At 63.2% G+C, this 21,352-nt stretch carries 26 protein-coding genes and 3 pseudogenes; 27 read left to right on the top strand and 2 right to left on the bottom strand.

The window, feature by feature from the left end:
• Nucleotides 1-472: 472 nt before the first annotated feature.
• The 8 genes and pseudogenes from IEY55_RS07525 (at nt 473) to IEY55_RS07495 (ending at nt 5,361) form a co-directional block, all read left to right on the top strand.
• Complete coding sequence (locus tag IEY55_RS07525) at nt 473-694, top strand: hypothetical protein (protein ID WP_189055298.1); 222 nt, start codon at nt 473-475, stop codon at nt 692-694.
• Nucleotides 695-700: 6 nt separating this feature from the next.
• A complete protein-coding gene (locus tag IEY55_RS07520) occupies nt 701-937 on the top strand; it encodes a hypothetical protein (RefSeq protein WP_189055296.1) in 237 nt (78 codons plus the stop codon).
• 138 nt (nt 938-1,075) lie between these two features.
• Complete coding sequence (locus IEY55_RS07515) at nt 1,076-1,474, top strand: hypothetical protein (protein ID WP_189055294.1); 399 nt, start codon at nt 1,076-1,078, stop codon at nt 1,472-1,474.
• A gap of 652 nt (nt 1,475-2,126) precedes the next feature.
• Complete coding sequence (locus IEY55_RS33285; protein ID WP_505735176.1) at nt 2,127-2,558, top strand: DUF8317 domain-containing protein; 432 nt, start codon at nt 2,127-2,129, stop codon at nt 2,556-2,558.
• Between the two features lie 58 nt (nt 2,559-2,616).
• The gene (locus IEY55_RS07510; RefSeq protein WP_189055292.1) at nt 2,617-3,249 is read left to right on the top strand and encodes a hypothetical protein; all 633 of its coding nucleotides are present in this window, start codon (nt 2,617-2,619) and stop codon (nt 3,247-3,249) included.
• A gap of 84 nt (nt 3,250-3,333) precedes the next feature.
• Nucleotides 3,334-3,633 (top strand): annotated as a pseudogene (locus tag IEY55_RS31925) (histone-like nucleoid-structuring protein Lsr2); the annotation flags it as partial.
• Between the two features lie 215 nt (nt 3,634-3,848).
• Nucleotides 3,849-4,169: pseudogene (locus IEY55_RS31920) on the top strand (histone-like nucleoid-structuring protein Lsr2); the annotation flags it as partial.
• Nucleotides 4,170-4,563: 394 nt separating this feature from the next.
• The gene (locus IEY55_RS07495) at nt 4,564-5,361 is read left to right on the top strand and encodes an alpha/beta fold hydrolase (protein ID WP_189055286.1); all 798 of its coding nucleotides are present in this window, start codon (nt 4,564-4,566) and stop codon (nt 5,359-5,361) included.
• Here the strand turns inward: IEY55_RS07495 and IEY55_RS07490 are convergent.
• Nucleotides 5,351-6,136, bottom strand: a complete 786-nt coding sequence (locus tag IEY55_RS07490; RefSeq protein WP_189055284.1) for a helix-turn-helix transcriptional regulator — start codon at nt 6,134-6,136, stop codon at nt 5,351-5,353. The genes IEY55_RS07495 and IEY55_RS07490 overlap by 11 nt on opposite strands.
• A 373-nt stretch (nt 6,137-6,509) precedes the next feature.
• Here IEY55_RS07490 and IEY55_RS07485 point away from each other — a divergent pair, with 373 nt between their 5' ends.
• From IEY55_RS07485 to IEY55_RS07420, 15 genes and pseudogenes are all read left to right on the top strand, one after another.
• Nucleotides 6,510-7,040, top strand: coding sequence for an XRE family transcriptional regulator (locus tag IEY55_RS07485; protein WP_189055282.1), 531 nt, complete (start codon nt 6,510-6,512; stop codon nt 7,038-7,040).
• A gap of 42 nt (nt 7,041-7,082) precedes the next feature.
• Nucleotides 7,083-7,388, top strand: a complete 306-nt coding sequence (locus IEY55_RS33280; protein WP_505735175.1) for a hypothetical protein — start codon at nt 7,083-7,085, stop codon at nt 7,386-7,388.
• Nucleotides 7,340-8,173, top strand: a complete 834-nt coding sequence (locus IEY55_RS07480; RefSeq protein WP_308424732.1) for a RecB family exonuclease — start codon at nt 7,340-7,342, stop codon at nt 8,171-8,173. The genes IEY55_RS33280 and IEY55_RS07480 overlap by 49 nt, the downstream gene beginning before the upstream one ends.
• Nucleotides 8,174-8,529: 356 nt before the next feature.
• Complete coding sequence (locus IEY55_RS07475; RefSeq protein ID WP_229686145.1) at nt 8,530-9,288, top strand: AAA family ATPase; 759 nt, start codon at nt 8,530-8,532, stop codon at nt 9,286-9,288.
• Nucleotides 9,264-9,677 (top strand): endonuclease VII domain-containing protein, encoded by a 414-nt coding sequence (locus tag IEY55_RS32935; protein ID WP_373289974.1) that lies wholly within the window; start codon nt 9,264-9,266, stop codon nt 9,675-9,677. Before IEY55_RS07475 ends, IEY55_RS32935 begins: the two co-directional genes overlap by 25 nt.
• Before the next feature lie 15 nt (nt 9,678-9,692).
• Nucleotides 9,693-9,911: pseudogene (locus IEY55_RS32930) on the top strand (CHC2 zinc finger domain-containing protein); the annotation flags it as partial.
• A gap of 22 nt (nt 9,912-9,933) precedes the next feature.
• On the top strand, nt 9,934-10,593 hold the full coding sequence (locus IEY55_RS07460) for a toprim domain-containing protein (protein ID WP_229686144.1): 660 nt from the start codon (nt 9,934-9,936) through the stop codon (nt 10,591-10,593).
• Complete coding sequence (locus IEY55_RS07455) at nt 10,590-11,054, top strand: hypothetical protein (protein WP_189055274.1); 465 nt, start codon at nt 10,590-10,592, stop codon at nt 11,052-11,054. The genes IEY55_RS07460 and IEY55_RS07455 overlap by 4 nt, the downstream gene beginning before the upstream one ends.
• Nucleotides 11,047-11,823: a metallophosphoesterase family protein gene (locus IEY55_RS07450; protein WP_189055272.1), complete on the top strand. Its 777-nt coding sequence runs from the start codon at nt 11,047-11,049 to the stop codon at nt 11,821-11,823. Before IEY55_RS07455 ends, IEY55_RS07450 begins: the two co-directional genes overlap by 8 nt.
• Nucleotides 11,824-11,843: 20 nt before the next feature.
• Nucleotides 11,844-12,440, top strand: coding sequence for a hypothetical protein (locus tag IEY55_RS07445; RefSeq protein WP_189055270.1), 597 nt, complete (start codon nt 11,844-11,846; stop codon nt 12,438-12,440).
• A 46-nt stretch (nt 12,441-12,486) separates the two neighbouring features.
• The gene (locus IEY55_RS07440) at nt 12,487-12,987 is read left to right on the top strand and encodes a D29-gp49 family protein (RefSeq protein ID WP_189055268.1); all 501 of its coding nucleotides are present in this window, start codon (nt 12,487-12,489) and stop codon (nt 12,985-12,987) included.
• Between the two features lie 71 nt (nt 12,988-13,058).
• Nucleotides 13,059-13,223 (top strand): hypothetical protein, encoded by a 165-nt coding sequence (locus IEY55_RS07435; RefSeq protein ID WP_189055266.1) that lies wholly within the window; start codon nt 13,059-13,061, stop codon nt 13,221-13,223.
• Nucleotides 13,220-15,052 carry a DNA polymerase gene (locus tag IEY55_RS07430; RefSeq protein ID WP_229686143.1) on the top strand — a complete coding sequence of 611 codons (1,833 nt, stop codon included), beginning with the start codon at nt 13,220-13,222 and terminating at the stop codon, nt 15,050-15,052. The genes IEY55_RS07435 and IEY55_RS07430 overlap by 4 nt, the downstream gene beginning before the upstream one ends.
• 426 nt (nt 15,053-15,478) lie before the next feature.
• Nucleotides 15,479-15,685, top strand: a complete 207-nt coding sequence (locus IEY55_RS07425; RefSeq protein WP_189055264.1) for a hypothetical protein — start codon at nt 15,479-15,481, stop codon at nt 15,683-15,685.
• A gap of 197 nt (nt 15,686-15,882) precedes the next feature.
• On the top strand, nt 15,883-16,443 hold the full coding sequence (locus IEY55_RS07420) for an NUDIX hydrolase (protein ID WP_189055262.1): 561 nt from the start codon (nt 15,883-15,885) through the stop codon (nt 16,441-16,443).
• A 2-nt stretch (nt 16,444-16,445) separates the two neighbouring features.
• Here IEY55_RS07420 and IEY55_RS07415 read toward each other — a convergent pair whose 3' ends face one another.
• Complete coding sequence (locus tag IEY55_RS07415; RefSeq protein WP_189055260.1) at nt 16,446-17,729, bottom strand: helix-turn-helix domain-containing protein; 1,284 nt, start codon at nt 17,727-17,729, stop codon at nt 16,446-16,448.
• A gap of 337 nt (nt 17,730-18,066) precedes the next feature.
• Here IEY55_RS07415 and IEY55_RS07410 point away from each other — a divergent pair, with 337 nt between their 5' ends.
• The 4 genes from IEY55_RS07410 (at nt 18,067) to IEY55_RS07395 (ending at nt 21,245) form a co-directional block, all read left to right on the top strand.
• Entirely contained in the window at nt 18,067-18,273 is a 207-nt protein-coding gene (locus IEY55_RS07410; protein WP_189055258.1) for a hypothetical protein, read from the top strand.
• Entirely contained in the window at nt 18,270-18,545 is a 276-nt protein-coding gene (locus IEY55_RS07405) for an HC3 family zinc finger protein (RefSeq protein ID WP_189055256.1), read from the top strand. The genes IEY55_RS07410 and IEY55_RS07405 overlap by 4 nt, the downstream gene beginning before the upstream one ends.
• Before the next feature lie 98 nt (nt 18,546-18,643).
• A complete protein-coding gene (locus IEY55_RS07400; protein WP_229686142.1) occupies nt 18,644-19,081 on the top strand; it encodes an NUDIX hydrolase in 438 nt (145 codons plus the stop codon).
• Between the two features lie 4 nt (nt 19,082-19,085).
• Nucleotides 19,086-21,245, top strand: coding sequence for an aminotransferase class I/II-fold pyridoxal phosphate-dependent enzyme (locus tag IEY55_RS07395; RefSeq protein ID WP_189055254.1), 2,160 nt, complete (start codon nt 19,086-19,088; stop codon nt 21,243-21,245).
• Nucleotides 21,246-21,352 lie beyond the last annotated feature (107 nt).

Genomic DNA, 21,352 nt, shown 5'->3' with positions numbered 1-21,352 from the left:
CCTTCCCCGAAACCATCTCAGCCGTGATCGCCCTACACTTCTACTCCCTCGCTGAATAAGCCTCTTTGTGCGGGGAAGCCGATTGTGAAATCGGCAATGGCGAGTGCCAGCGGGACGATGCTTGCGAGCTTGTGGAGGTGTGACAGTGTCGGAATTCATTGAGCTAATGGTGTGCGAAGTCTGCATTCACCTTCTCGCTAATGGTGAGTATGTGGACGGCACGGACGCTGCCGATAAGGCTGGACAAGGCATGGCGAAGAGGTGGCAGGGGTATCACCTGATTCCGGGTAGCGATGACTTTGGTTATTGCATGAGTTCCTGCGAGGGGTGTGGAAGCTCCGAGCACGGGAACCGGTTTCGGGCATTCGCGGACAAGTTTTGATCTCTGATCTAGGCGTCACGGCTCACCCGTGGCGCTGAATGAGGGATCAGTACCAAACGGAGTTAGGCGGAGGGAATGAGAATGTATACCATGGGTACTCGCGTCATGGTCAACGCGATGCTCGAAAAGTTGATTGAGGGTGGCGAGTCCTACGATACGTCCCTCTCTCCTAGAGACATGGGCGCGCTCTTGGTCGCTCTGTCGACGGCCGTTGGATTCGTAGGATGGAATGATTTCGATCCTGAGTACCAGGATCGCGCGGAAGACCTCTTCTCGTCCATCGCCGAGACTCTAGGTGTTGAGGGGTTCTGACACGCAATGAGAAACGTCAGCACACCTGCCGCCTTTGCAGTCGAATGGGTCGCAGGTGAAAGCGAGAACCTGTATCAGCTTATCAATTCGCGCGGAACCACCTCGCTGTTCTTTGGTATCCAACGTAAGGATACCGGAGAGTGGAGGACGATGTCGGTGCTTGATCCATCCCGGTACATGGACAAGCCACCCAAGAGCTTTCACGAGTTTGAGAAGGTAGCGCGTTCCTATATTGAGGCTTGAACCGCCGCGATACGCCGTGAGGCACGGTCCAGATGCTGTGTCTTCTGCCCGCCATCTAGGGGCTTGAGTGTGGTTGCCATGGGCACGTCGTGCACGTGCCCATCCATCCCCGCTCAGCCAACAGAAAGGAATGGTGCAGTGAGCGACGAAGCGAAGATTAGCAAGCTCGTCCAAAAGCTGCCCAAGCTGCCAATCTCGTGGGAGATCGGACGCTATGGGTACGACTGGATGGACGCGGTCGAGGAGTCAGGTTCGGGCTGGTTCGTCGTGCCGCTGTGGGGCTCAAAGGGTTGGAATCTCGGCTCGTGGCCGCACGTGATCGTTCTTCACTACAACGGCGATGAAGTGTACGGGGTTGCGACGTACGTCGAAGGCGATTTAACCATTCGAGCATATGCGACACCGACGCAACGTGAGGTTGCAACGGACATGATTGCCCACTTCTATTGGCTCCATAACGACAGTGGTCCGGAAGATTTGCCGGAGCGATTCGGGGATGTTCCGGCGAAGTACTTCGGCCCGTACCTGGGCTGGTAAGGCCACACGAGATTGATCCTTGACCACTCCGCCCCTGTTTCTAGGCAGGGGCGGAGGAGTGGGGGAATCAAGCCGATTACTGGAAGGTATGGCGCCTTGTACGTGAAGCGTGTTGCGAGGGATGGGGAAATTATCAGTATCAGGCTTCCGCATTCGGAAGTGTGCATGCACCTGCGGGTGGCCGGGCAGGTTCGACGGGTACAGGTGTTGGACCGAACGGCGCAGATTCTGAATGAGGATGGTACGCCGTTCTCCAGTCCGATTCTGTTGAGTGAGTCGGGGATCTTTGTCAACTACGACTCGAACCCCCGTACCTACTACTTCTTCGTGGAGGCGTGAATAATGCCCCGTTACCGGGTCTTCGTGGTGCAAGAGGAGCTTTACGCGGTCGACGTTGAGATGCCCGACGAGCGTTCCGCGAGACATGAAGGGTTCGACTTGGTGATGGACGATAAGAACAGGCATTTTTTCGATGTGCTGAAGCAGTCCGTCATTCACGTGGAGTGCTTGGACAACTAGCCAATTAGCAACGGAGTCGTTGTTTCTTTTCGAGAGCCTTGAGCGTGGTTGCCGTGAGCAGGTCGTTGCACCTGCTCACCCATCCCAGCTCAACGCGGGAAAATAGGTAAGCCATTGGGAAAGGGTTCATGCTGTGACCTGTCGCGGACTTCTTCTCGGCGTGTATAAGCATCAAGGCGCATCGTACTCGAACGGCGGAGTTTCATCTCGGGTGGACTCCGTCACGCTGACCCACGTTATCTACCGTGACAACTGGGGAGAGTACGGCAAGCCCTACCCGCTGGATCGATACTCGCGTGTGTTTTCTCCGAGCGATGATGCTCCGGGGTCTTGGCTCGTTCGCTGGTCGTGTGGAAATCAGTTCCTGGTTCCGGTCCCGGACGTCTGGTGTCGAATCATGGATGAGCACGGCAACCATGCGGTCGACGCCAACGAGTACAAGCGGTGGTTCTCACAATTCATGTTCGGTGGTTGCTTCGTCTCGTCAAGCGACAGCCGGTTTAGCGAGCTAATTGGGGGAAGAGGTACCAGCGCTCTTCGTCTGCATGACCGTACGGAGAGATAAGGCCCTTCCGGAGCGGCCCGAGGGGCGCACCAACCCTCGATACTTCGATGAGAAAGGCATGATTCCGGTGCCCATGAATGAACGGATGCAAGCAAAGATCAAGGCGCTTCTTGCTCTGATCGAGCATCAGAGAACCAGCGAGGAGGAACGGGACGCCGCACGTCGTGCGCTGAAGCGGATCAACGACCAACGCGAGAAGCACGAAAAGGCTTGGCCGACTGGGCGTCTCTACAACCCGGGTGCGTGGAAGGGCAGCAAGTACGAGCAGGCCAGGAACCTGACGCTGACAGAGATCGCAAGGCTCATCCGGGCCGATCTAAAGCTGGCGCGGAAGATCGGGCAAAGTGTTGATGATCCTGCCGTGCTTGCCGTGCCGGATCCGATTGCCGACGCCCCGGAACAGATCAAGTACAGCGTGCGGACGCGGTACTACTCGGGTGGTGGATCTATCGACCTGGTGATCAAGAACGTTCCCGAGATTTGGGGTTGGACGGTCGAGCCCCATCCGCTCTACGGGGAACAAGAGCGTTGGAAGATTGCCACGGCAGCCATGGCAGCGCTGTACCACGAAGTTGAGACCATTTACCACGCATACAACTACGACAACTCGGACGCCATGACCGACTATTTCGAGCGCCACTACTGGGGTCATGTCGAGACCGAGCCACGGATTCACATTCCGCGCCGGTAAGGCGGATGGCACTCGCTCGTTGAGCTAGCGACGCTGCCCGGATGTCTATCCGGGCAGCGTCATAGTCCCAACGAAAGGAGAGCAATGGCTACCAAAGTTGTCCTGATCGACGACCTGAACCCTGAGTTGGAGGCCGACGAGACGGTGAGGTTTGGCCTGGACGGCCAGATGTATGAGATTGATCTGACGGAGGAGCACGCGGACGCGTTGCGGGCGGCGTTGGCGGAGTTCGTGACGGCGGCCCGCCGTCTCGGTGGCCGTAAGGTTTCGTCTGCACCGGATCGCGGCAATCAGCGGGAGGTTCGGGCGTGGGCTCGCTCGCGAGGTTTGAAGGTTTCGGATCGGGGACGTATCCCGCGGGACGTGATGCTGGCCTATGAGCGGGAAGCGTCAGCGCAGGTGGTTCCGCTCGGTCACGCACACGGCGGGGAAGGCGGCGGCCAGGCTGCGGGAAAGACCGTGCAGGAGTCGAAGATGAGAAGGGTTCAGCGGCAGCGGGGTGCGGCCAAGCGCCGGGTCGGTGAGCAGCGCCGTGGTCGACGGGTGTAGTTGGGTCGCCAGGTGTGGTCCGCTACGAGTTCTGGAAGGAAGGGAGAGGTATGGCACGGAAGATCAGGGTGGAACTTGTTGATGACCTCGATGGGTCTGAGGCGACCGAGACTGTGAGATTTGGTCTCGATGGTGTGGTGTACGAGATCGATCTGTCGGCCGTGAATGCGGAAAGGCTTCACGCGGTCTTGGCCGCGTTCATTCCCCATGCGCGACGGATGACGGGGAAGTTGGGGCGGCTTGCGCAGAGCGGGACGCGGCCCGCGGTGATGGATCACGAGCAGAAGCGGGTGATCCGTGAGTGGGCACGGAAGGAAGGCTTGAAGGTGTCGGACCGGGGTCGCATCTCGTCGGAGGTGATGGAGGCGTGGACGGCCGCCCGGCCTGGGCACCGGGTGCGGGAGTTGCCGAAGTCAGCGCCCGGACGAGCCACGGAAAACCGTCGTCCCACGCTTCGGGTTGTCGCCCCAGTGGAGAAGGAAGCCCCGGTGGGGTCGGAGGCGACCAGGAGCCACGTCCCGGTCGAGCCGAAGCGTCCGCGTCGCCGACCGGCCGCGGTGCCGGTCCCCGTGTTCTCTGCAGCGGAGCCCGCGCCGAAGCCGATGCGGAAGCCGCGATCGGCGAAGGCATGAGTTCGCCGCTAGAGGATGTGAGCCAGTCCTCAGCAGTGCGGTGTGTTGCGCGGGGTGAGGTTACGGTCTGGGGGCTTGGAGCTAGGCCAGTCCGTACGCCGGCTGGGGCCGGCTCTGGAAGTCAAGGAGCAGGATGCCAACCGCAATCATTGATGGTCGATGTCTGTCCTACGAGGACACCGGTGGGGACGGACCGGCGGTCATCCTCGGTCACGGGTTTCTTCTGGATGGCTCGGTGTTTGAGCACCAGATGGCGGCCCTGTCACCACAGTGGCGCGTGATCGCATGGGATGCCAGGGGGCACGGTGGAACACCGGATGCCGAGGTCCCGTACACCTACTGGGACCATGCCCGAGACGCGCTCGCGGTGATGGATCACCTCGGGATCGAGCAGGCCGTCGTCGGCGGTGTGTCACAAGGTGGGTTTACCGCATTGCGGACCGCGCTGCTGGCGCCTGAGCGTGTCCAAGGCTTGATCTTGTCGGACACCGAGGCGACCGCCTGTCACCCGGCCGATAAGGAGGGGTATGGGCAGATGTTCGCGGCGCTGCGCGAGCATGGCCCGATCGACGACCTGGTGGTTCAGTTGTCGCGTCAGATTCTCGGGGAGCACCCGGCTGCCGACGAGTGGCGCGAGCGGTGGCGGCACCGCTCGCTGCCCCTCGGGCAGGCTGCGAACTGCCTGTTGGAAAGGGATGACGTCAGCGGGAGGCTCGCCGAGATCACTTGTCCGGCTCTGCTGCTGTGGGGTAGTGAGGATCAGTCGCTGCCCCGGGACCGGATGGAGCTGCTGGCTGACCGGCTCCCCGGAGCGACGCCGGTCCACGTGATCAAGGGTGCGGCCCATACACCGATGCTGACGCACGCGGAGGCGGCCAACCGGGTGTTGGTGGACTTCCTCAGCGCGGTGCCGGTTCGCGTTACCCGTTGACCCGGAGCCCGACGTAGAGCTGGAGGGCCTGGGTGGGGTCCGGGGTGGGGTACACCTCCGCGCGCAAGGTCAGTACCTCACCCCGGTCCAGGTCCCGCACCAGCATGTGTCGCTGATGCCGCCCCATCGATACTTCCTGACGGTTCCACATGGTGACGAACTCCGGGCAGCGGGACAGCGTGTGCAAGGTTTCGTCAAACAGCGGGTTCCGACGCCTCGCCATGTGGGCGCGGAACCACGAGACCGTGAGCCGCGCCTCGGTTTCCCACTCCACCATGATCCGCCGTGCCTGGGGCTCCTGGAAGAACCAGAGGAGCACGTTGCCGATGTCCGGTGCGTCGATCCGCCGGTAGATGCGGCTGTACTCGGCGTTGGCGTAGATCACGTTCCAGCATTCGTCGACATATCCCGCCAGGTGCGGAAGGTGGCTGTCGACGAGTTCGGTGTCCACATCGGCCGGAGTCAGTCGGGTGGGCGATGGCGTGGGCTCGGGAAGCTGCGGGTAGATCGCGAGGTCTCGCAGGTGCGCTCTCTCCAGCGGGGTCGCCTGGAGTGCGTCCGCGAGTCGCTCCACAACTTCCGCCGCAGGATTCTGTGCGTGCCCCTGTTCCAGCTTGATGAGGTACCCGATGCTGATGGCCGCCGTTGAGGCGAGCTGGGTGCGGCTGAGTCTGGGGCGGGGTTTGGGCGGCTGTCCGAGAACTTCCTGGGCTTCTCCCGAGGTACGTAGATGCCGGAGGAAGTCACTAAAGGTCGGTCGTCGGACGGTGATCATAGCCACAAGTTTAGGCGCGGATTGCGGTTAGGTTCCGGCAGGGTTGTTGCTGTATGTGGCGGTCGAAATGGTCGAAAATCTTACTAGCTGGTGACATGTTGATCACTGTCCGCGATCACCTCCCCTCCCAGGGGTATCCCTACCAGGGATACCCCTGGGAATAGTAGTTGAAAGGTTCGGTCAATGCCCTCCAGAATGTTGCTCGTCGCAGCACTATGGCCACCGGGTGTGATTGGGGGGTGTGACTTCATGAGAGGGTTGGGCGGCTAGGAGAGGGGGCTGGGCCGCACGGGCGGCCGTGTGGCGCGTCCAGAGACTTGACGTCTGGGTGTGGCCTGGCTACCGTCCACCTCCTTGGTAGGAGGTATCGCGCATGGCTCGTAGAAACCGCTCAGGCTTGACTCCGGAAAAGGTCGCCGCCTGCATGCTTCGCGGCGACACACAGGCGAAGATCGCGCGTGATCATGGTGTAAGTCCGCAGTATGTCAGTCAACTCAAGCAACAGGTGGGCGATAGGCTGAAGACACCACGCGAAGAGGCCCTTGAACATTTCCCGTGGAGGCCGGTTCCTCGAAGGTTCAAGAACTCGCATCCACTCAGGATGTTGCGTGACCACTTTGAGTACATGGCGACCGGAGGTCGAGACTTCAGCGATCGGCGTCTTCGGGAGCTGGCCAGTTTCTACAACTACCTGGAGCGGGAAGACGTCGTCGTGGAGTACGACCCAGAAATCCCGCCGCACGAGGTGGACAGCGTGGGCGGGTTTGCCTACCGGCGCCGGCAAGGAAGCGATGGGGATCTCCTCATCAGGGTGAACGAGTACACAAACTTGACAGAAAGGGGACGAAGGCTCCTCAAGTTCCCGAAGATACGACCAGAAAGTTCAACAACGATGTCACGCTGAAGGCCCTTGCCCTTCAGCTTTCGAGAGGACCACCGCTCACGCATGAGACCGAGGTGCCAACTCGCCACACTCGCCTACGAACCCATGTTCTTGGAAGCTCACCTCTGGAGTGGTAATAACGGTTTCAGGGAGCTGGGTGTTTATGTTAGCCCTTTGGTGGACTCCGCTGATCCATGGCTTCTTCCGGTAGCCGAGTTCCTCAGAATGACCTGCTTTGAGGAGACGTCCAGGATCACCGTTCCAGACGAAGAAATGATGTTTGGTCAGGCCGAGAGAATCACGTACCGTATCTTTCCGGAGTGCCCGGGAGACGTGCTGCACAACTGCATGATAGAAAGGCAGCGGTGACCGATTATAGATCAGCGAGCCAGCTCGGTGAGTTTAAGCTGTGCCCGGAGAGGTATCGCCTGCATCGGATTGAACGTGTCTGGGAGAGGCCCGCTGCGTGGCTCCCGCAAGGGTTGGCCGTACACGAAGCTGCGGAGGCATGGGAGCGGTCGGGGCGAACGATGAGCCTTGACGAGGCACACGAGGTTTACAGGGAGAGCTACACGAAGCACACCAACCGCCTGTGCGAGGAAACGCCCCGCTGGGACTATTGGTTTTCCTCGGGGCCGTATCATGGGGAAGCCGATATCGAACGCCGGCACCGGCTCGGCTTGGAACAGGTCACCCGGTATGTCCACTACTACACCGTCACCGCACCCCAGGAAGTCGTGTGGACAACTCCGGCCGGGGACCCCGCGATCGAGCTGGGGTTTGAGATCAACCTCGATGGCGTTCCGGTGCGCGGCTACCTGGACCAGGTGACCACGTGTCCCGCGCGTCCCACCCCCTGGCCTCGCGACCTGAAGACCGGCAATCTGCCGGGCGATGCGTTCCAGCTCGCCGTCTACGCGATCGCGCTTCTCCTCAACTACGGCATCTCCGTGACGATCGGTGACTACTGGATGGGTCGCTCCGGCAAGCCCACCCTTCCCTACGCGCTCACCGAGTGGACGGTGGAGCGGGTTACCGAGGAGTTTCACCAGATGGACGCCGCAGTGCGGGCAGGCAGGTTTGAACCGAAGCCGGAGCCGGCGAAGTGCCGCTTCTGTCCCGTCCAGGCGTCGTGCGCGTACGCCGCAGCGTAGCTTTTCTTGTGCCCAGTTACTTGATGTATGGGAGTTTGGATGGTGGGGGAGATCGAGGTCTCAGGTTTGAGGATTCGGCTGAGGTCCGGGGCGTGGCCATGGACGGCGAGCCGTGGTTCGTCGCGGCGGACGTGGGTGCGGCGTTGGGGATCGCGGCAACCCACCGCGCACTCGCGCCTCCATGAGGAACCGGCTGATTGTGCTTGCCGGGGGACGGTAGAAGGCCCAGGGCTGCCTGGCTCCGACGGGTGTGGGGCCGAGTCATTGTCAAGCTCGCGAGCCTGTAGAAGGGATCACCGATTCACAGCCTGATTCAGAGCCAGTTGGTACGGGGCGCGGCAGGGGAACCCCTTCCGGTGGTGTGGACGTCGTTGGAGGAGAAGGGCATCCGGTTCCTGCGCGGTCAGCTCGTGCTCGTCGCCGCGGGGCCGGGAACCGGAAAGAGCATTATGGCGCTCAACCTGGCCCTGCGCGGCGGTGTCCCTGCGCTGGTGTTCAGTGCCGACTCGGACGCATGGGTGCAGCTCACCAGATCCATGGCGATCCTGTGTGACCGAACGATCGAGGAGGCGTCCCAAGCGATCCTGGAGGACCGCATTCCCGGTGAGGACCGCGAACGCCTGGCGCGGGCACCGATCCGGTTGGACTACGACGCCAGCCCCGACACCGATGACCTGGAGGAAGCAGTGGAGAGCTACGAGGAGGTGTACGGCGACTTCCCACACCTGATCATCGTCGACAACATCACCAACGTTCGCGGAGGGGCGGATGACGACGATCCGTTCAGTGGACTGGAGTCCATCCTCGACTACCTGCATTCCATGGCACGAGCGACGAACGCGTGCGTGGTGGCACTGCACCACGTCACCGGCCCCTACGTCGACAGCGACAAACCTATCCCACTCTCGGGAGTCAAGGGGCAGGTGACCCGTGTGCCCGAGCTTGTGCTCACGCTGCACGGCGCGCTGAACGTCTCGCCGGTCAAGAACCGTTCCGGAAAGGCAGATCCCTCGGGACTCACCTACGCCGAACTGGAGTTCGTAGGTGAGCGAGCACTCGTCCGCGATCCCTCGCCGACGGCCGGCAGCCCGTGGAGTGCACCGTGGGGCGGGTGAGACGATGTCGGGACTGCCGCGGCGGGAAACGCCCCGCTCCCTACCCCGGCCCCCGTTGCGCCACCCATCACCGTGCGGCACGGGCCGCCCGTCGTCGAGCCGCCCACAGCAGGCACATCCAGCGGACCTACGGCATCACACTGGACGAGTACGAGCGATTGTATGAAGCACAAGGAGGTGCTTGTGCCATCTGCCAACGCGCCAAGGGGACCGGTCGGCGACGCCTCGCGGTCGACCACAACCACCGAACCGGAGAGGTACGAGGACTCCTGTGCGGGCCGTGTAACCGGGGTGTGCTGGGCCATCTCCACGATGACCCGGACGCACTCCAACGCGCCATTGACTACTTGATCAACCCACCGTCTCGGCGCGTTCTCTCAGCCAAATAACTTGATGTATGGGATGTGGATGGTTTGGATGACACATCGGTGTCTTCTGCGCCCATCGCCGTCGTGATCCGCCACTGGTTTCCCGGTTGGGAGCTCCCGCCGGACCGACGCGAATGGAACTCCTGCCTTTGCCCGTTCCATGGTGAGACACGCGCGTCTGCGTCCATTAGCTATCGGCGGGGCGCGTTCCGGTGCCACGGCTGTGGAATGAAGGGCGATGTGCCAACACTGATCCAACGATACGAGGAGGTGAGTTTTGCAGAAGCTGTGCGACGCGCAGCGGAAATCGCTGGTGGAAGCGACGACGTGCTACCACGCCAGTCTCGTAGGAAGTCCAGCAGAAGAGTATTTGGCCAAGGAGCGCGGACTGGCGATGGAGGAGGTCGGCCGGTTTCGCCTCGGTTTCGTGGCTGACCCGCTTCCCGGGCACGAGCGGTACCGGGGGTGGCTGGCGATTCCTTACCTGCGCTGGTCCCCGACCTCGGGGTGGACCGTGGTGGCGATGCGGTTCCGCTGCATCGAGAATCACGACCACAAGGAACACAGGCACAGCAAGTACATGTCCCTGCCCGGGATGACGACCCGCCTGTTCAACACCCCTGCGGTACTTCAGACACACGACGAGATCGGCGTTGCTGAAGGTGAGATCGATACTGTCACCGCCTCCGTCACGGGCGTCCCCACGGTCGGGGTTTCCGGTGCGGATGCTTGGCTTCGGCGGTTCCGTCGGATCTTTCTCGGCTATCGGCGGGTGTGGGTTTTCGCAGACGGCGACGTGGCGGGACGCAAGTTCGCCGAGCGCGTGTGCGGTGACCTGCCCAACGCACAACCTGTGACCTTTGCCGACAACGAGGACGTGAACTCGGTGTTCGCCGCGCACGGCAAAGCTGGCCTGTTGGAAAGGATGGGAATTTGACTTTCGAGACCGGTGAGCGAGTGCTCATCATCGCCGGGGAGGGCATCGGCGGCATCGGAGTCGTCCAGGGCCATGAACTCGGGGTGTATCTCGTGGACGTGGGCGGTGTTCTCCACGGTAAGCGCGCGGACGAGCTGATCCGCATCCTGATCGTGGGCGAGACCGAAGACCCCGACGAGGAGCGGGACGACGAGGAGGAGCTGGACGGTCCACCGTTCGGCCTGACGACCGACCAGCTCAGCGGATTCGTCGAGCGTTTCATCGTCCATTGCGTGTCCCGCGTCCGTGGTGTCGGTCGTGACCAGTACGCCAGGGCCGGGTTCCAGCAGTTCGAGGGCCTGTCCCCGGTCGAGGTTCTGGGGATGCTCCAAGAGGAAATCATGGACATCGCCAACTACGCGGCGATGCTCTTCATCCTCACCGACCGGATGCGGGGTGCTCTCGGGGAGACGAGTGACTAACAGCAAGCGCATCGTCGTGATTAGTGACCTTCAGATTCCTTATGAGGACCGCCGCGCCGTCAAGGCCCTTCTCCGGTTCCTCAAGGAGTACCAGCCCGACGAGGTTGTGCAGATCGGTGACCTGATGGACTACCCGCAGCCAAGCCGGTGGTCGCGGGGGACCGCTGCCGAGTACGAGGGGAGTGTTTTCAAGGACTCGGAGTACGCCCGGAAGAACTTCCTCGCGCCCCTGCGTGACGTATTTTCGGGTCCAGTGGGGGTGATCGAGGGAAACCATGATCTCCGGCCGCGCACCTACCTGTCGAGGTATGCACCCGCGCTGGCTGGTGCCGGAGCCTTCGACATGGAGACCCTGCTGGACTTCGACGGGTTCGGGATTCAGCGCCTGCCTGACTTCTACGACCTCGCCCCCGGTTGGGTCGTAACCCACGGCCACCTCGGTGGAATCCGTCTGAGTCAGATTGCCGGTAACACCGCCCTGAACGCGGCGAAAAAGTTCGGCGCCAGCGTGATGATGGGCCACACCCATCGGCTCGGGATGGGCAGTCACACCACCGGGTACGGCGGAAAGGTCACCAAGACCGTGACCGGAGTCGAAGTCGGCAACCTCATGAACATGAAGGCGGCCGGATACCTCAAGGGCGGTACCGGGAACTGGCAGCAGGGCTTTGCCATCGCCCACATCAACGACAAGAAGGACGTGCGTGTCGACCTGGTGCCCGTCCGCTCCGGTCGATTCACCGTCGACGGCGACATCTACTCAGCCTGACAAAGCAAAGGAGACCAGACATGGGCACTGTTGACGCTGGCCTGATCTACGGGGACGTGCGCCGCGCAGCCCGGGACGTGGCCACCGCATGGCCCGGCGTGATCGAGGCCGACGACGCCGAACAGGAGATCTGGGCCAAGCTCATGGAATCCCGAGACTACGTTCGGCAAGTCACCGACATGGATCCGCCGGACCGGTACAACGCGCTGCGCCGCATCGGAACCCAGGTCGCAGCCCAGTACCGCGAGGATTACGCCCGCTTTTCCGGGCAGGTCCACTACGGGACCGAGGAGGTCAAGGCCCTCCTGGAGGGCGGCGCGCTCACCCGTGGGCACACCGACACCGCCACCGAGCGGCTGGACCTGGGAGAGGGGCTTGAACTGCTCCGCAAGCGGAACCAGGGCTATGCCGATGCCCTCGTGGAGGCGTATCTGCTGGGCACCTACCCGCTGGTGACAGGCGCCGGCCGGAAGCGACTCAGCCGGGCACGGCTCGCACTGACCCAGGCCATGAACAACGTCCACCGCAACCGACGCACGGCCTATCAGGACGGACCCGGCACCCGCGAGGTCCTGAGCAACGACACCGCCCGATATGTCACCTCCCGGCCGCGGTAATCGCTCTCTCCGCCCACATTCGCCGAAATCTCACGAAGGGACATCGATGTCTGTCGACCCGTTCGCTGACCCTGCGCCCACCACCGCGACCAACGAGAACACCACCGTCAAGCCACCGTGGGACGAAGCCGCGGTGCCCGCGTCCACCAACGGCGAGGTCTCAGTAACCCTGAAGGGCGGCAGCGGTTATGACGCGCCGTGGATCGTGATCAAGGCCCCGACGGTTCAGGCCGCACGGGAAGCCCTGGACGACGAGAACAGCCTAAAGGCACTGATCGACAAGACCGCGGCCGTCGGCGCGTACTTCTCGGCCAAGGGTGGCGGGACCCCACGACCGCCGAAGCCGGCCACCGGAAGCCAGCCCCAGGGCAAGCCCCCGTACCAGCAGCCCCCGGGCGGCGAACAGCGCTACTGCCGCCACGCGGCCGAGCTGGGGCCGATGGTGTGGCGCTCCGGCATCAGCAACGCCGGCAAGCCGTATGCCGGCTGGTACTGCCCCAGCCGAGACCGCAGCGACCAGTGCCGGCCGCAGTACCCCACCAAGTAAGCGAGCCCACCAGGGGGAGGGGCCTTCCTGGCCCCTCCCCTTCCCCTCGCCCCTGCACCGACCGGAGCACCGTGCACGAGAACACCAACACCACCGAACTGACGAGGAAGCTGGCCTTGGCCGAGATCGAGCGCGACTCCTGGCAAGCGATCGCCGCCGGCTACCAGCGGCAATGGCTCGCTGCCGAGAAGGAGCTGGACGAACTTCGCAACGCCCTGCGCGCCCTGGCCAGATGAGATCACCCTGGGGGAAACAGTTGCGGCAGATCACCTACCACGTCCAGGGCGAACCTGTCGTGATTAACCAGGCTGAGCGTCCGGACGACCTTGACGAATTTCGCCACTTCGTCCGGCGCAACCTCCGCCTACTGGCCTGCGACAGCGAAACCACTGGCCTGGACGTCTACGCACACGGGTTTAGAGTGCGCCTAGTCCAGCTCGGCACACCACGCGAAGCGTGGGTGATTCCCATCGAACTGGGGGAAACCTTCACCCAGGACGTGCGCCGAACGCTGATGCACGTCGAGAAGCTTGTGTTGCACAACGGATCCTACGATCTCCAGGTCTTCGACCGGTGCCTTGGGATCAAGCTCGAACACCTGTGGCCCAAGGTCATCGACACCAAGATCCTCGCCCACCTCGTGGACCCGCGGGGCCGTGACGAGGGCGGCACCGGTCACAGCCTGGAAGCGCTCACCGCGCACTACCTCGACGAGAGGGTTGCCGAGCACGTCAAGGGACTCACGACCCGCCTCGCCTCCCGCTACAAGACCACCAAACAACAGATATGGTCCACAGTGGATCTCGATGACGAGGAGTACAATCTCTACGCGGGGATGCACCCGATCCTCGCGGCACGACTCCTCACCACCCTTCAGCCACTGGTTCCCCGATCAGCGCACGGCCTCGTTCCCTTCGAACACCGCATCGCCGAGATCTGTAGCTACCTGGAGCGAACCGGGTTCCTGCTGGATGTGCCCTACACCGAGGGCCTGTCCACGCAGCTACGCGAGGACGAAGAACGATACACCGAGATCGCCCGCAAGCACGGATGCGACAACGTCAACTCGACAGACCAAGTCGCCGACGTCCTGGAGCACCGCAAAGTCCAGATCACCGGTCGAACACCCACCGGCCGACGCCAAGTCAACAAGGCCCTGCTTGACCAACTCGCCACGAACGGCGACAAGTTCGCCATCGCCGTGAAGGAAGCCAAGCGTGCCAGAAAATGGAGAACCACCTGGGTCGATACGTTCCTGAAGAACCGGGACGAGCACGACCGATGCCACGCCTCCATCAACGCACTCCGGGCACGCACCGCACGGATGAGCATCACCGGCATCCCCGCACAGACCCTGCCGGCCGGAGACTGGCTGATCCGCAGGTGCTTCGTCGCTGAGGAGGGCCACCGCATCACCAGCGTGGACTACCAAGCCCAAGAGCTACGCGTCCTTGCGGCACTCGCCGGAGACACCACCATGATCAGGGCCTTCCGGGAAGGCGCCGACCTACACCTGATCACCGCGCGAGCAGCGTTCGGCCCGCACGTCACCGCCGACAGCACCGAACGCAAGCACGCCAAGGTCGTCAACTTCGGAAGGGTCTACGGCGGCGGAGCACACACAGTGGCCCAGCAGACCGGGCTGAACCTGGAAACCGCAACGAGAGTCGTCAAGGCATTCGATGACCGCTACCCCGCGGTCGCCCGACTGTCCCGCCGACTCGCCCGCGAGGCCACACACAACGGGGCGATCACCACACCCTCCGGCCGCGTCCTCCCCGTGGACAAGGGACGACGGTATGCCGCCCTCAACTACTACATCCAGTCCGCCAGCCGGGACGTCACCTGCCGGGGCCTCCTCCGACTCCACCAAGCCGGCTACAGTCCCTTCGTACGGCTACCCATCCATGACGAGGTCGTGGTCTCACTCCCCGCCGAACACGCACACCGGGCAGCACAACACATCGCCGACCTCATGCGAGACCAAATAGGACCGGTCGTCATCGACACCGACGCCGAGGTAGGACAACGGTCCTGGGGATCGCTGTACGGAGCCGACTACTGAGACGACGGAGGCACGTTGACCACCACAACCCCCGTAGTCCTACGGGTCACCTCCCCGTGCGAACACGGGATCGAGCACCACCTGAAAGAACTGCCCCTCGGAGCAACCGCCTTCTCCGTACCCGAATGCCGGGACTCCCGCAGTGCCCCTCGGGTCCACCTCGTCACCGACGAACAGTACCCGAAAACCGTGAGAAGGCGCTGAAACAAGGTGGAGGAGGGGGCACCACCACTAAGGGACCCTCCTCCACCAGGGGATCGCTCTCTTCTGCATCCCCTGCACAATGCTTTCCCGTAATCACCACCGTAGCCTCCCCATCAAGATTCCCCGACACCGATAAATGGACTCTGGGATCGTGACTCGATGGACCACCCGGGATCACCCCGGTAAGATCAACAAGGTTCGTCGGCAGCGAGGAGGCACCTCATGACCTACCCCGGGTACCAGCAACAACCACAGCACCCCGCGCCCCAGCCGCGGGTGACGATCGTGAAGCGACGCAAGGACACCGCACACACCTTCCACATCATCATGACCATCCTGACCTGCGGCGTGTGGTTCGTGTTCATCTACGCGCCACTGCTGGTCGTCAGATCGATTTTCAAGAAGAAAGAAAAGCACATCCACTACTGATGCAGCGTGCAAAGATGTAGCCTCCTGTTGAGGCTTTAGGTTGTAAAGTAGGAGGTCTCCGTGAATTCGAACTTGCGGGGACCCCCTTATTTCTCTGGGTAGAAATCTTCTATTGGGGCGAGTCGTTCGAGCGCGCTGTCCGCGATGTTGTCCGCCATGGTTCACTCGTCCTGGTCGAGCCGGTAGCGTGCGGGGTCATGGCCTCGGAGGAGACGTGCAGTGAGCTGACCCGATGGACGATCCATGGTGAGCGGGTGGTGGATGAGACGCGCCGGCTGCGGTTGAGCATCGCGTCCGTGGAGCTGCCGGATGGTGTGCAGTTCGAGCAGTACGTGTTGCGGATGCCGAAGGCGGCCATGGTGGTCGTGGTTGATGATGCTGACCGGGCGCTGATGATGTGGCGGCACCGGTTCATCCTTGACCGTTGGGTGTGGGAGCTGCCCGGCGGCTATGTGGACCCCAACGAGGACCCTGCGGTGACGGCGGCGCGTGAGGTCGAGGAGGAGACCGGCTGGCGGCCTCGCAACGTGGAGTTTCTAACCAGCTTCCAGCCCATGGTGGGTAGTGCGGATGCGGAGAATCTGCTCTACGTCGCTCGTGGCGCGGACTATGTCGGGGAGCCGGAGGACATCAACGAGGCTGAGCGGGTGGAGTGGGTCCCGCTGGACTCTGTGCGGGATCGGATCGCCAAGGGTGAGATCGTTGGCGCTGCGTCCCAGATCGGGCTGTTGCACGTGTTGGCCTTCCGGGGCTGGTGACGTCAGGCTGGTACGGGGATGCCCGACCGTTTCATCAAGGCATACAGCGTGATCACCGCCGGCTCACTTCGGTACGGTGCTAGTCGTTGTCCGACGTCGGCGAGGTATGCCAAGGTTCGGACGGAGCTAATCATGGGAGTCATCGCCACGGCCTCAGCGCCGGTGGCGCAGGCTTCCTCGATACGTCGTTGGTCAGCGAGGATCGATGCCAATAGGGCGGTGTTGAACAATTTGCCCCGGTCGTAGCCCTCGCTCATCTCCAGGGAGCGGCGCGCGTAGCGTTCGGCCTCAACGGGACGGCCCAGTTCTCGGAAGGTGTGCGCAAACTTTGCGGCCAGGTAGGCATCATCGAAGTATTTCAGCCAGTCGGGACGCTGTTCATGGTCGGCCTTGGCAAAGGCACGCTCGGCATCTGCGAGAGCGGCCAGGCAGCCCGGGGTGTCGCCGAGTTGGGCTAGGCCGTGTGCTTCCATCACCGCGGTCTCGGCTTGGAGAGCAGTCAAACCGGTGCGGGCTGCGTTGGCACGGGCGGCGCGGGCTTGGTCCACGGCAATGGTAGGCGTGCGGTGGAATGTGGCGTGGTGGCTCATCCCGGCGAGCATTTCGGCGGCTAGGGCCTTGTCACCGGCCTCCTGACACAGCCACAACGCTTGGTGAAGGTGCCGGTGACCGGAGTCAGTGTCGCCGATGTCGTAGGCGATCCACCCGGCGAGTTGGTTCAGCTCGGCCACGGCCGTGAACAGGTCTTGACGCACGCCTTCTCGGAGGCGACTCTCGCCCAGCAGCGGCGCGATCTCGTGAGTCAGATAGCTGTGCACGGCGGATCGTGCGTGGCCACCCCCATGGCGATTATCGATTTCCCGGAAGGTGCTGATCATCTTCCGAACTATGGCCATGTTCGCGGCCTTCGTCTCTGGAGGCGTACCTGCCGCTGAGGAAGGGTTAAACCAGCCAAACGCCGAGGTTCCCAACGCGAGCGCCACCGCTTGGCCGAACTGTCGCCGACGCACCTCGTCACCCTCTCCGTCGTACGTGGCCTCGGTGGGCGAAGCGTGCGTCCCCGAGTGCTGGCCCGAGGTGTTTGGGTCGGTGAACAGCGCGGCCAGCTCAGCTCGGCTCAGCCCGAGCAAACGTGCCAGCAGAGGCCATCGGTATGGCTGGGGTTGGTGTTCCCCGGCCTCCCACCTCGCTACTGTCGACGGCGCGACGCTTAGCCTGAGCGCCAACTCTTCCTGGGTGTAGCCCGCGCTTCTGCGGGCCTTGGCCAGAGCCGCCCGCTTCGCCATGGCAGCCATCCTCCCCACGCGCACCACGAGGCGGTCAACCTTAGCGGAACGTGATCACTGCTGGTCAGGGCCGACAGTGCCTAGTTCGTGCGGAGAAACCGCGGGATTCCCGCTCTGGTTCGGCGCCGCCGCATGTCGCTTTGATCACAGGGAGGCGCCGGCCCGGTCCCCCGGGGCCGGCACCCCTTTCCGGGACGGGAACGCTGCGCTCCTGCTTCTCCCCGACATTCACCGCCGGGGCGCAGACTCGCTGGTCCCTCCGCGCGCCAGCCCCGGCCGTATCGCTTGCCGGCCGGGGATGGCGCGTCCCCCAGCCCGCCAATCCTCGGGACTAGCCATGACTTCAGCATTGATCATCACCTGCGTCATCGTTTTCGGGCTCATCCTGCTGGTCTGGTGGGAGAGCCGCGGCGATGAGGACGGCGAACCGCCCCGGCAGCTCGTCCACGTCACCTCCAGCCCCCCGCCTGGCTACGACCCCGACGCCACCGATTTGATCCCTCGGGTCGATTTCACCCGCCCGTACGTCGGTGGTGGCCAATGACGTCCAACGACCTGGTGCCGTGTTGTTGGACCCCGCACGACGGCAAGCGGCACGCCTATCGCGGCGATCTTCGCGACGAGGGGGTAACCGTGATGTCGTTGTGTTGTCGGGTGATTGTGGTTCGCCACTATGCGATCAACGCCGAAGAGCGGTGTTGGCCGGAATGCGAGACCTGCGCACAACGCGCCCGTGAGCTCGCCGCAGAGCACCAGATGCGTGGGCTGATCGGACCGATCGAGGTGTCACTACCCGCTTACGGGTCATGTCACTAGTACAGGTTCGGTCCTACGAGGGGTGCCCACGCACACGCTCCTGCCAACGCTAAGTTCGCCGCCGACCAGTAGTTGATCACGTGGAAGGACATGGCCCGGTGGCTGAAGGAACCAACATCATCCTGTTCAATTCCGACGAGCACGTGCTGATGTACCTGCGAGACGACAAGCCTGAGATCCCCTATCCGGGGATGTGGTCCCTACTGGGTGGGATGGTCGAGGCGGGGGAGACCCCGCAGGAGTGCATTCTCCGTGAACTCTACGAGGAGATTGGGCTACGTCTGGACCCGAATCGGGTCCGGCACTTCCGTACCCGCCAGCTCGACGGTGAGCTGACCGAGCACACGTTCGTGGCCACGGTCGACCTTGACCTCACCCGCGTGACCCTGACCGAGGGGCAGGCCCTGCGCTGGTTCAGCGCCGATGACATCCAGCGGACCACGTTGGCCTATGGGGACAACGCGCTTCTCGACGACTTTTTCACCGCGCTGCGCGCAGAAAGGCAGGCAAACCCCAGTGACTTCTCCCCACGATGAGACCGTGCTCGTGACCGGTGCGGGCGGCTATGTCGGTGCGCTGCTCGTGCCGCAACTGCTGCGCCTGGGGTACCGCGTCATCGCGCTGGACACGTTCTACTTCGGCACCAAGGTGCTCTTCCCAGTTGCGGCGCATCCACGATTACAGCTCGTCCGCGGCGACGTCCGCACGATTGACCCGGCCCTGCTCGACGGCGTGGAGGCGGTCATCTCCCTGGCCGCGATCAGCAATGACCCCTCCGGGGCGCTCAGCGCACGCTGGACGTTCGAGGTGAACACCCACGCCACCCTCCGTCTCGCCGAAGCCGCCCGGACATCTGGGGTACGGCGGTTCCTGCACGCCTCTTCGTGCAGCGTCTACGGCTGCGGCGGTGACAACATCGTCTCGGAAACCTCACCGGTCGCGCCGCTAAGCGTATACGCCCAAAGCAAGGTCACCGCGGAACAGGAACTCGCCCAGCTCGACACCGAGACGTTCCGCACCGTCTCGCTACGCAAAGCGACCCTATATGGGGCCTCCCCCCGGATGCGCCTGGACTTGGTGGTCAACACGATGACCGCCGCCGCATTGCTGCACGGGCGGATCACCGTGGATGGCGACGGCACACAGTGGCGGCCCCTACTGCACGTGCGCGATGCGGTCCGCGCGTATCTGGCGTGCCTGGCCATCCCTGATGCTGAGCTGCCCCGTGCCGCGGTATTCAACGTCCTCGGCCGCAATACCACCATCGGGGACCTGGCCTGCCGGATCAGCGACGCCGTAGGCAGTTGCCCCATCCACCATGCGGGCAGCACTGCCGACCCGCGCAGCTACCGCGTCAACGGCGACCGCTTCGAGAAGGTCACCGGCTTTGTCGCCGAGTATTCCCTCACCCACGGAGTCCGTGACGTCCACGCCGCCCTCGCCGGCCTCCGTGCCGAGGCCCTGAACCATCCCTGGTATTCGACCGTGGCCACTCTCAAGGCGCTGCTGCACCGCCCCGCTGCTGCGGGGGGTGAACCCGTGCGCCGCCACCCCCTGCCGTTCGCGCTGCCCTCCCTCGGCACCGAGGAGGAGCACGAAGTCCTCGACACCCTGAGATCGGCCTGGTTGACCACGGGTCCCAAGGTGAAACGGTTCGAGCAGCGGTGCGCCGACTATCTCGGTGTCCGCCATGCCATAGCGCTGAACTCCTGCACCGGGGCGCTCCACGTGGCGCTGGCCGCCGCCGGCATCGGCCCGGGAGATGAGGTGATCACCAGTCCGATCACCTGGCCCGCGACCACCAACGTCATCCACCATCTCGGTGCCACACCGGTATTCGCCGACGTTGAACCCGACACGCTCAACCTCGACCCGCAGCAGGTGGAACGCGCCGTCACCCCGAAGACGAAGGCGATCGTGCCGGTCCACATGGCCGGACAACCGTGTGACATGGACGCCTTGGGCGACATCGCCCACCACCACGGCCTCGTGGTGATCGAGGACGCGGCCCACGCTCTGGGCGCCCACTACAAAGGCACCCCTGTGGGTCGGCTCAGCACGGCGACCGCTTTCAGCTTCTACCCGACGAAAAACATTACCGCCATCGAAGGCGGCCTCTTGGCCACCGAAGACGATAGTCTCGCCGAACACGCCCGCATCCTGAGCTCGCACGGCATCACCCGGGATGCCTGGCGCCGGTACTCCACCACCGGCTCACCGCACTGGCAGCTGATCGAACCGGGCTACAAGTACAACATGACCGACGTGCAAGCCTCGGTCGGTCTGCACCAGCTTCCGCGCCTGGAAGGGTTTATCGCCATCCGGGAGCGATACGCCGCCTTCTACGACGAACACCTCGCCGGGATACCGGCCCTGATGCCGCTCGCGCGCCGGGCCTACGCGCGCCACGCCCATCACCTCTACATCGTCCAGCTCGACCTGCGCAGGCTGCCCCTCACCCGAGACGAGTTCATCCAGGCCCTACGCGCCGAGGGCATTGCCACGGGCATCCACTTCCCCTCCCTCCATCTCCAGCCCTACTACCAGCAGCAACACGAAATCCCGGAGGACGCACTGCCGGTAGCGCGAGACATCTCCTCCCGAATCGTCTCCCTCCCGCTCTACCCAACAATGGCCGCCGACGACCTCCACGACGTCGTCACCGCCATCAAGAAAGTTATTACCGCCTACGCGGCGTGAAGCCGCCACTGTCCTACCTCGACGTTATCCGCCTCACGCAGCAACCACGTCACCATCGACGTCCAACACCTCCACGCCCAAAAATAATCGTGACCAAGGAGAATTCC

Source organism: Longimycelium tulufanense (genome assembly GCF_014645795.1).
Lineage (GTDB): Bacteria > Actinomycetota > Actinomycetes > Mycobacteriales > Pseudonocardiaceae > Longimycelium > Longimycelium tulufanense.
This window is presented reverse-complemented; position numbering and strand designations above follow the sequence as displayed.

Excerpts from the sequence above, each read along its gene's own strand:
- IEY55_RS07525 (WP_189055298.1), top strand. The coding sequence starts at position 473 with ATGGGTACTCGCGTCATGGTCAACGCGATGCTCGAAAAGTTGATTGAG.
- IEY55_RS07520 (WP_189055296.1), top strand. The coding sequence starts at position 701 with ATGAGAAACGTCAGCACACCTGCCGCCTTTGCAGTCGAATGGGTCGCA.
- IEY55_RS07510 (WP_189055292.1), top strand. The coding sequence starts at position 2,617 with ATGATTCCGGTGCCCATGAATGAACGGATGCAAGCAAAGATCAAGGCG.
- IEY55_RS07495 (WP_189055286.1), top strand. The coding sequence starts at position 4,564 with ATGCCAACCGCAATCATTGATGGTCGATGTCTGTCCTACGAGGACACC.
- IEY55_RS07490 (WP_189055284.1), bottom strand. The coding sequence starts at position 6,136 with ATGATCACCGTCCGACGACCGACCTTTAGTGACTTCCTCCGGCATCTA.
- IEY55_RS07485 (WP_189055282.1), top strand. The coding sequence starts at position 6,510 with ATGGCTCGTAGAAACCGCTCAGGCTTGACTCCGGAAAAGGTCGCCGCC.
- IEY55_RS33280 (WP_505735175.1), top strand. The coding sequence starts at position 7,083 with ATGAGACCGAGGTGCCAACTCGCCACACTCGCCTACGAACCCATGTTC.
- IEY55_RS07445 (WP_189055270.1), top strand. The coding sequence starts at position 11,844 with ATGGGCACTGTTGACGCTGGCCTGATCTACGGGGACGTGCGCCGCGCA.
- IEY55_RS07440 (WP_189055268.1), top strand. The coding sequence starts at position 12,487 with ATGTCTGTCGACCCGTTCGCTGACCCTGCGCCCACCACCGCGACCAAC.
- IEY55_RS07430 (WP_229686143.1), top strand. The coding sequence starts at position 13,220 with ATGAGATCACCCTGGGGGAAACAGTTGCGGCAGATCACCTACCACGTC.
- IEY55_RS07425 (WP_189055264.1), top strand. The coding sequence starts at position 15,479 with ATGACCTACCCCGGGTACCAGCAACAACCACAGCACCCCGCGCCCCAG.
- IEY55_RS07420 (WP_189055262.1), top strand. The coding sequence starts at position 15,883 with ATGGCCTCGGAGGAGACGTGCAGTGAGCTGACCCGATGGACGATCCAT.
- IEY55_RS07415 (WP_189055260.1), bottom strand. The coding sequence starts at position 17,729 with ATGGCGAAGCGGGCGGCTCTGGCCAAGGCCCGCAGAAGCGCGGGCTAC.
- IEY55_RS07410 (WP_189055258.1), top strand. The coding sequence starts at position 18,067 with ATGACTTCAGCATTGATCATCACCTGCGTCATCGTTTTCGGGCTCATC.
- IEY55_RS07405 (WP_189055256.1), top strand. The coding sequence starts at position 18,270 with ATGACGTCCAACGACCTGGTGCCGTGTTGTTGGACCCCGCACGACGGC.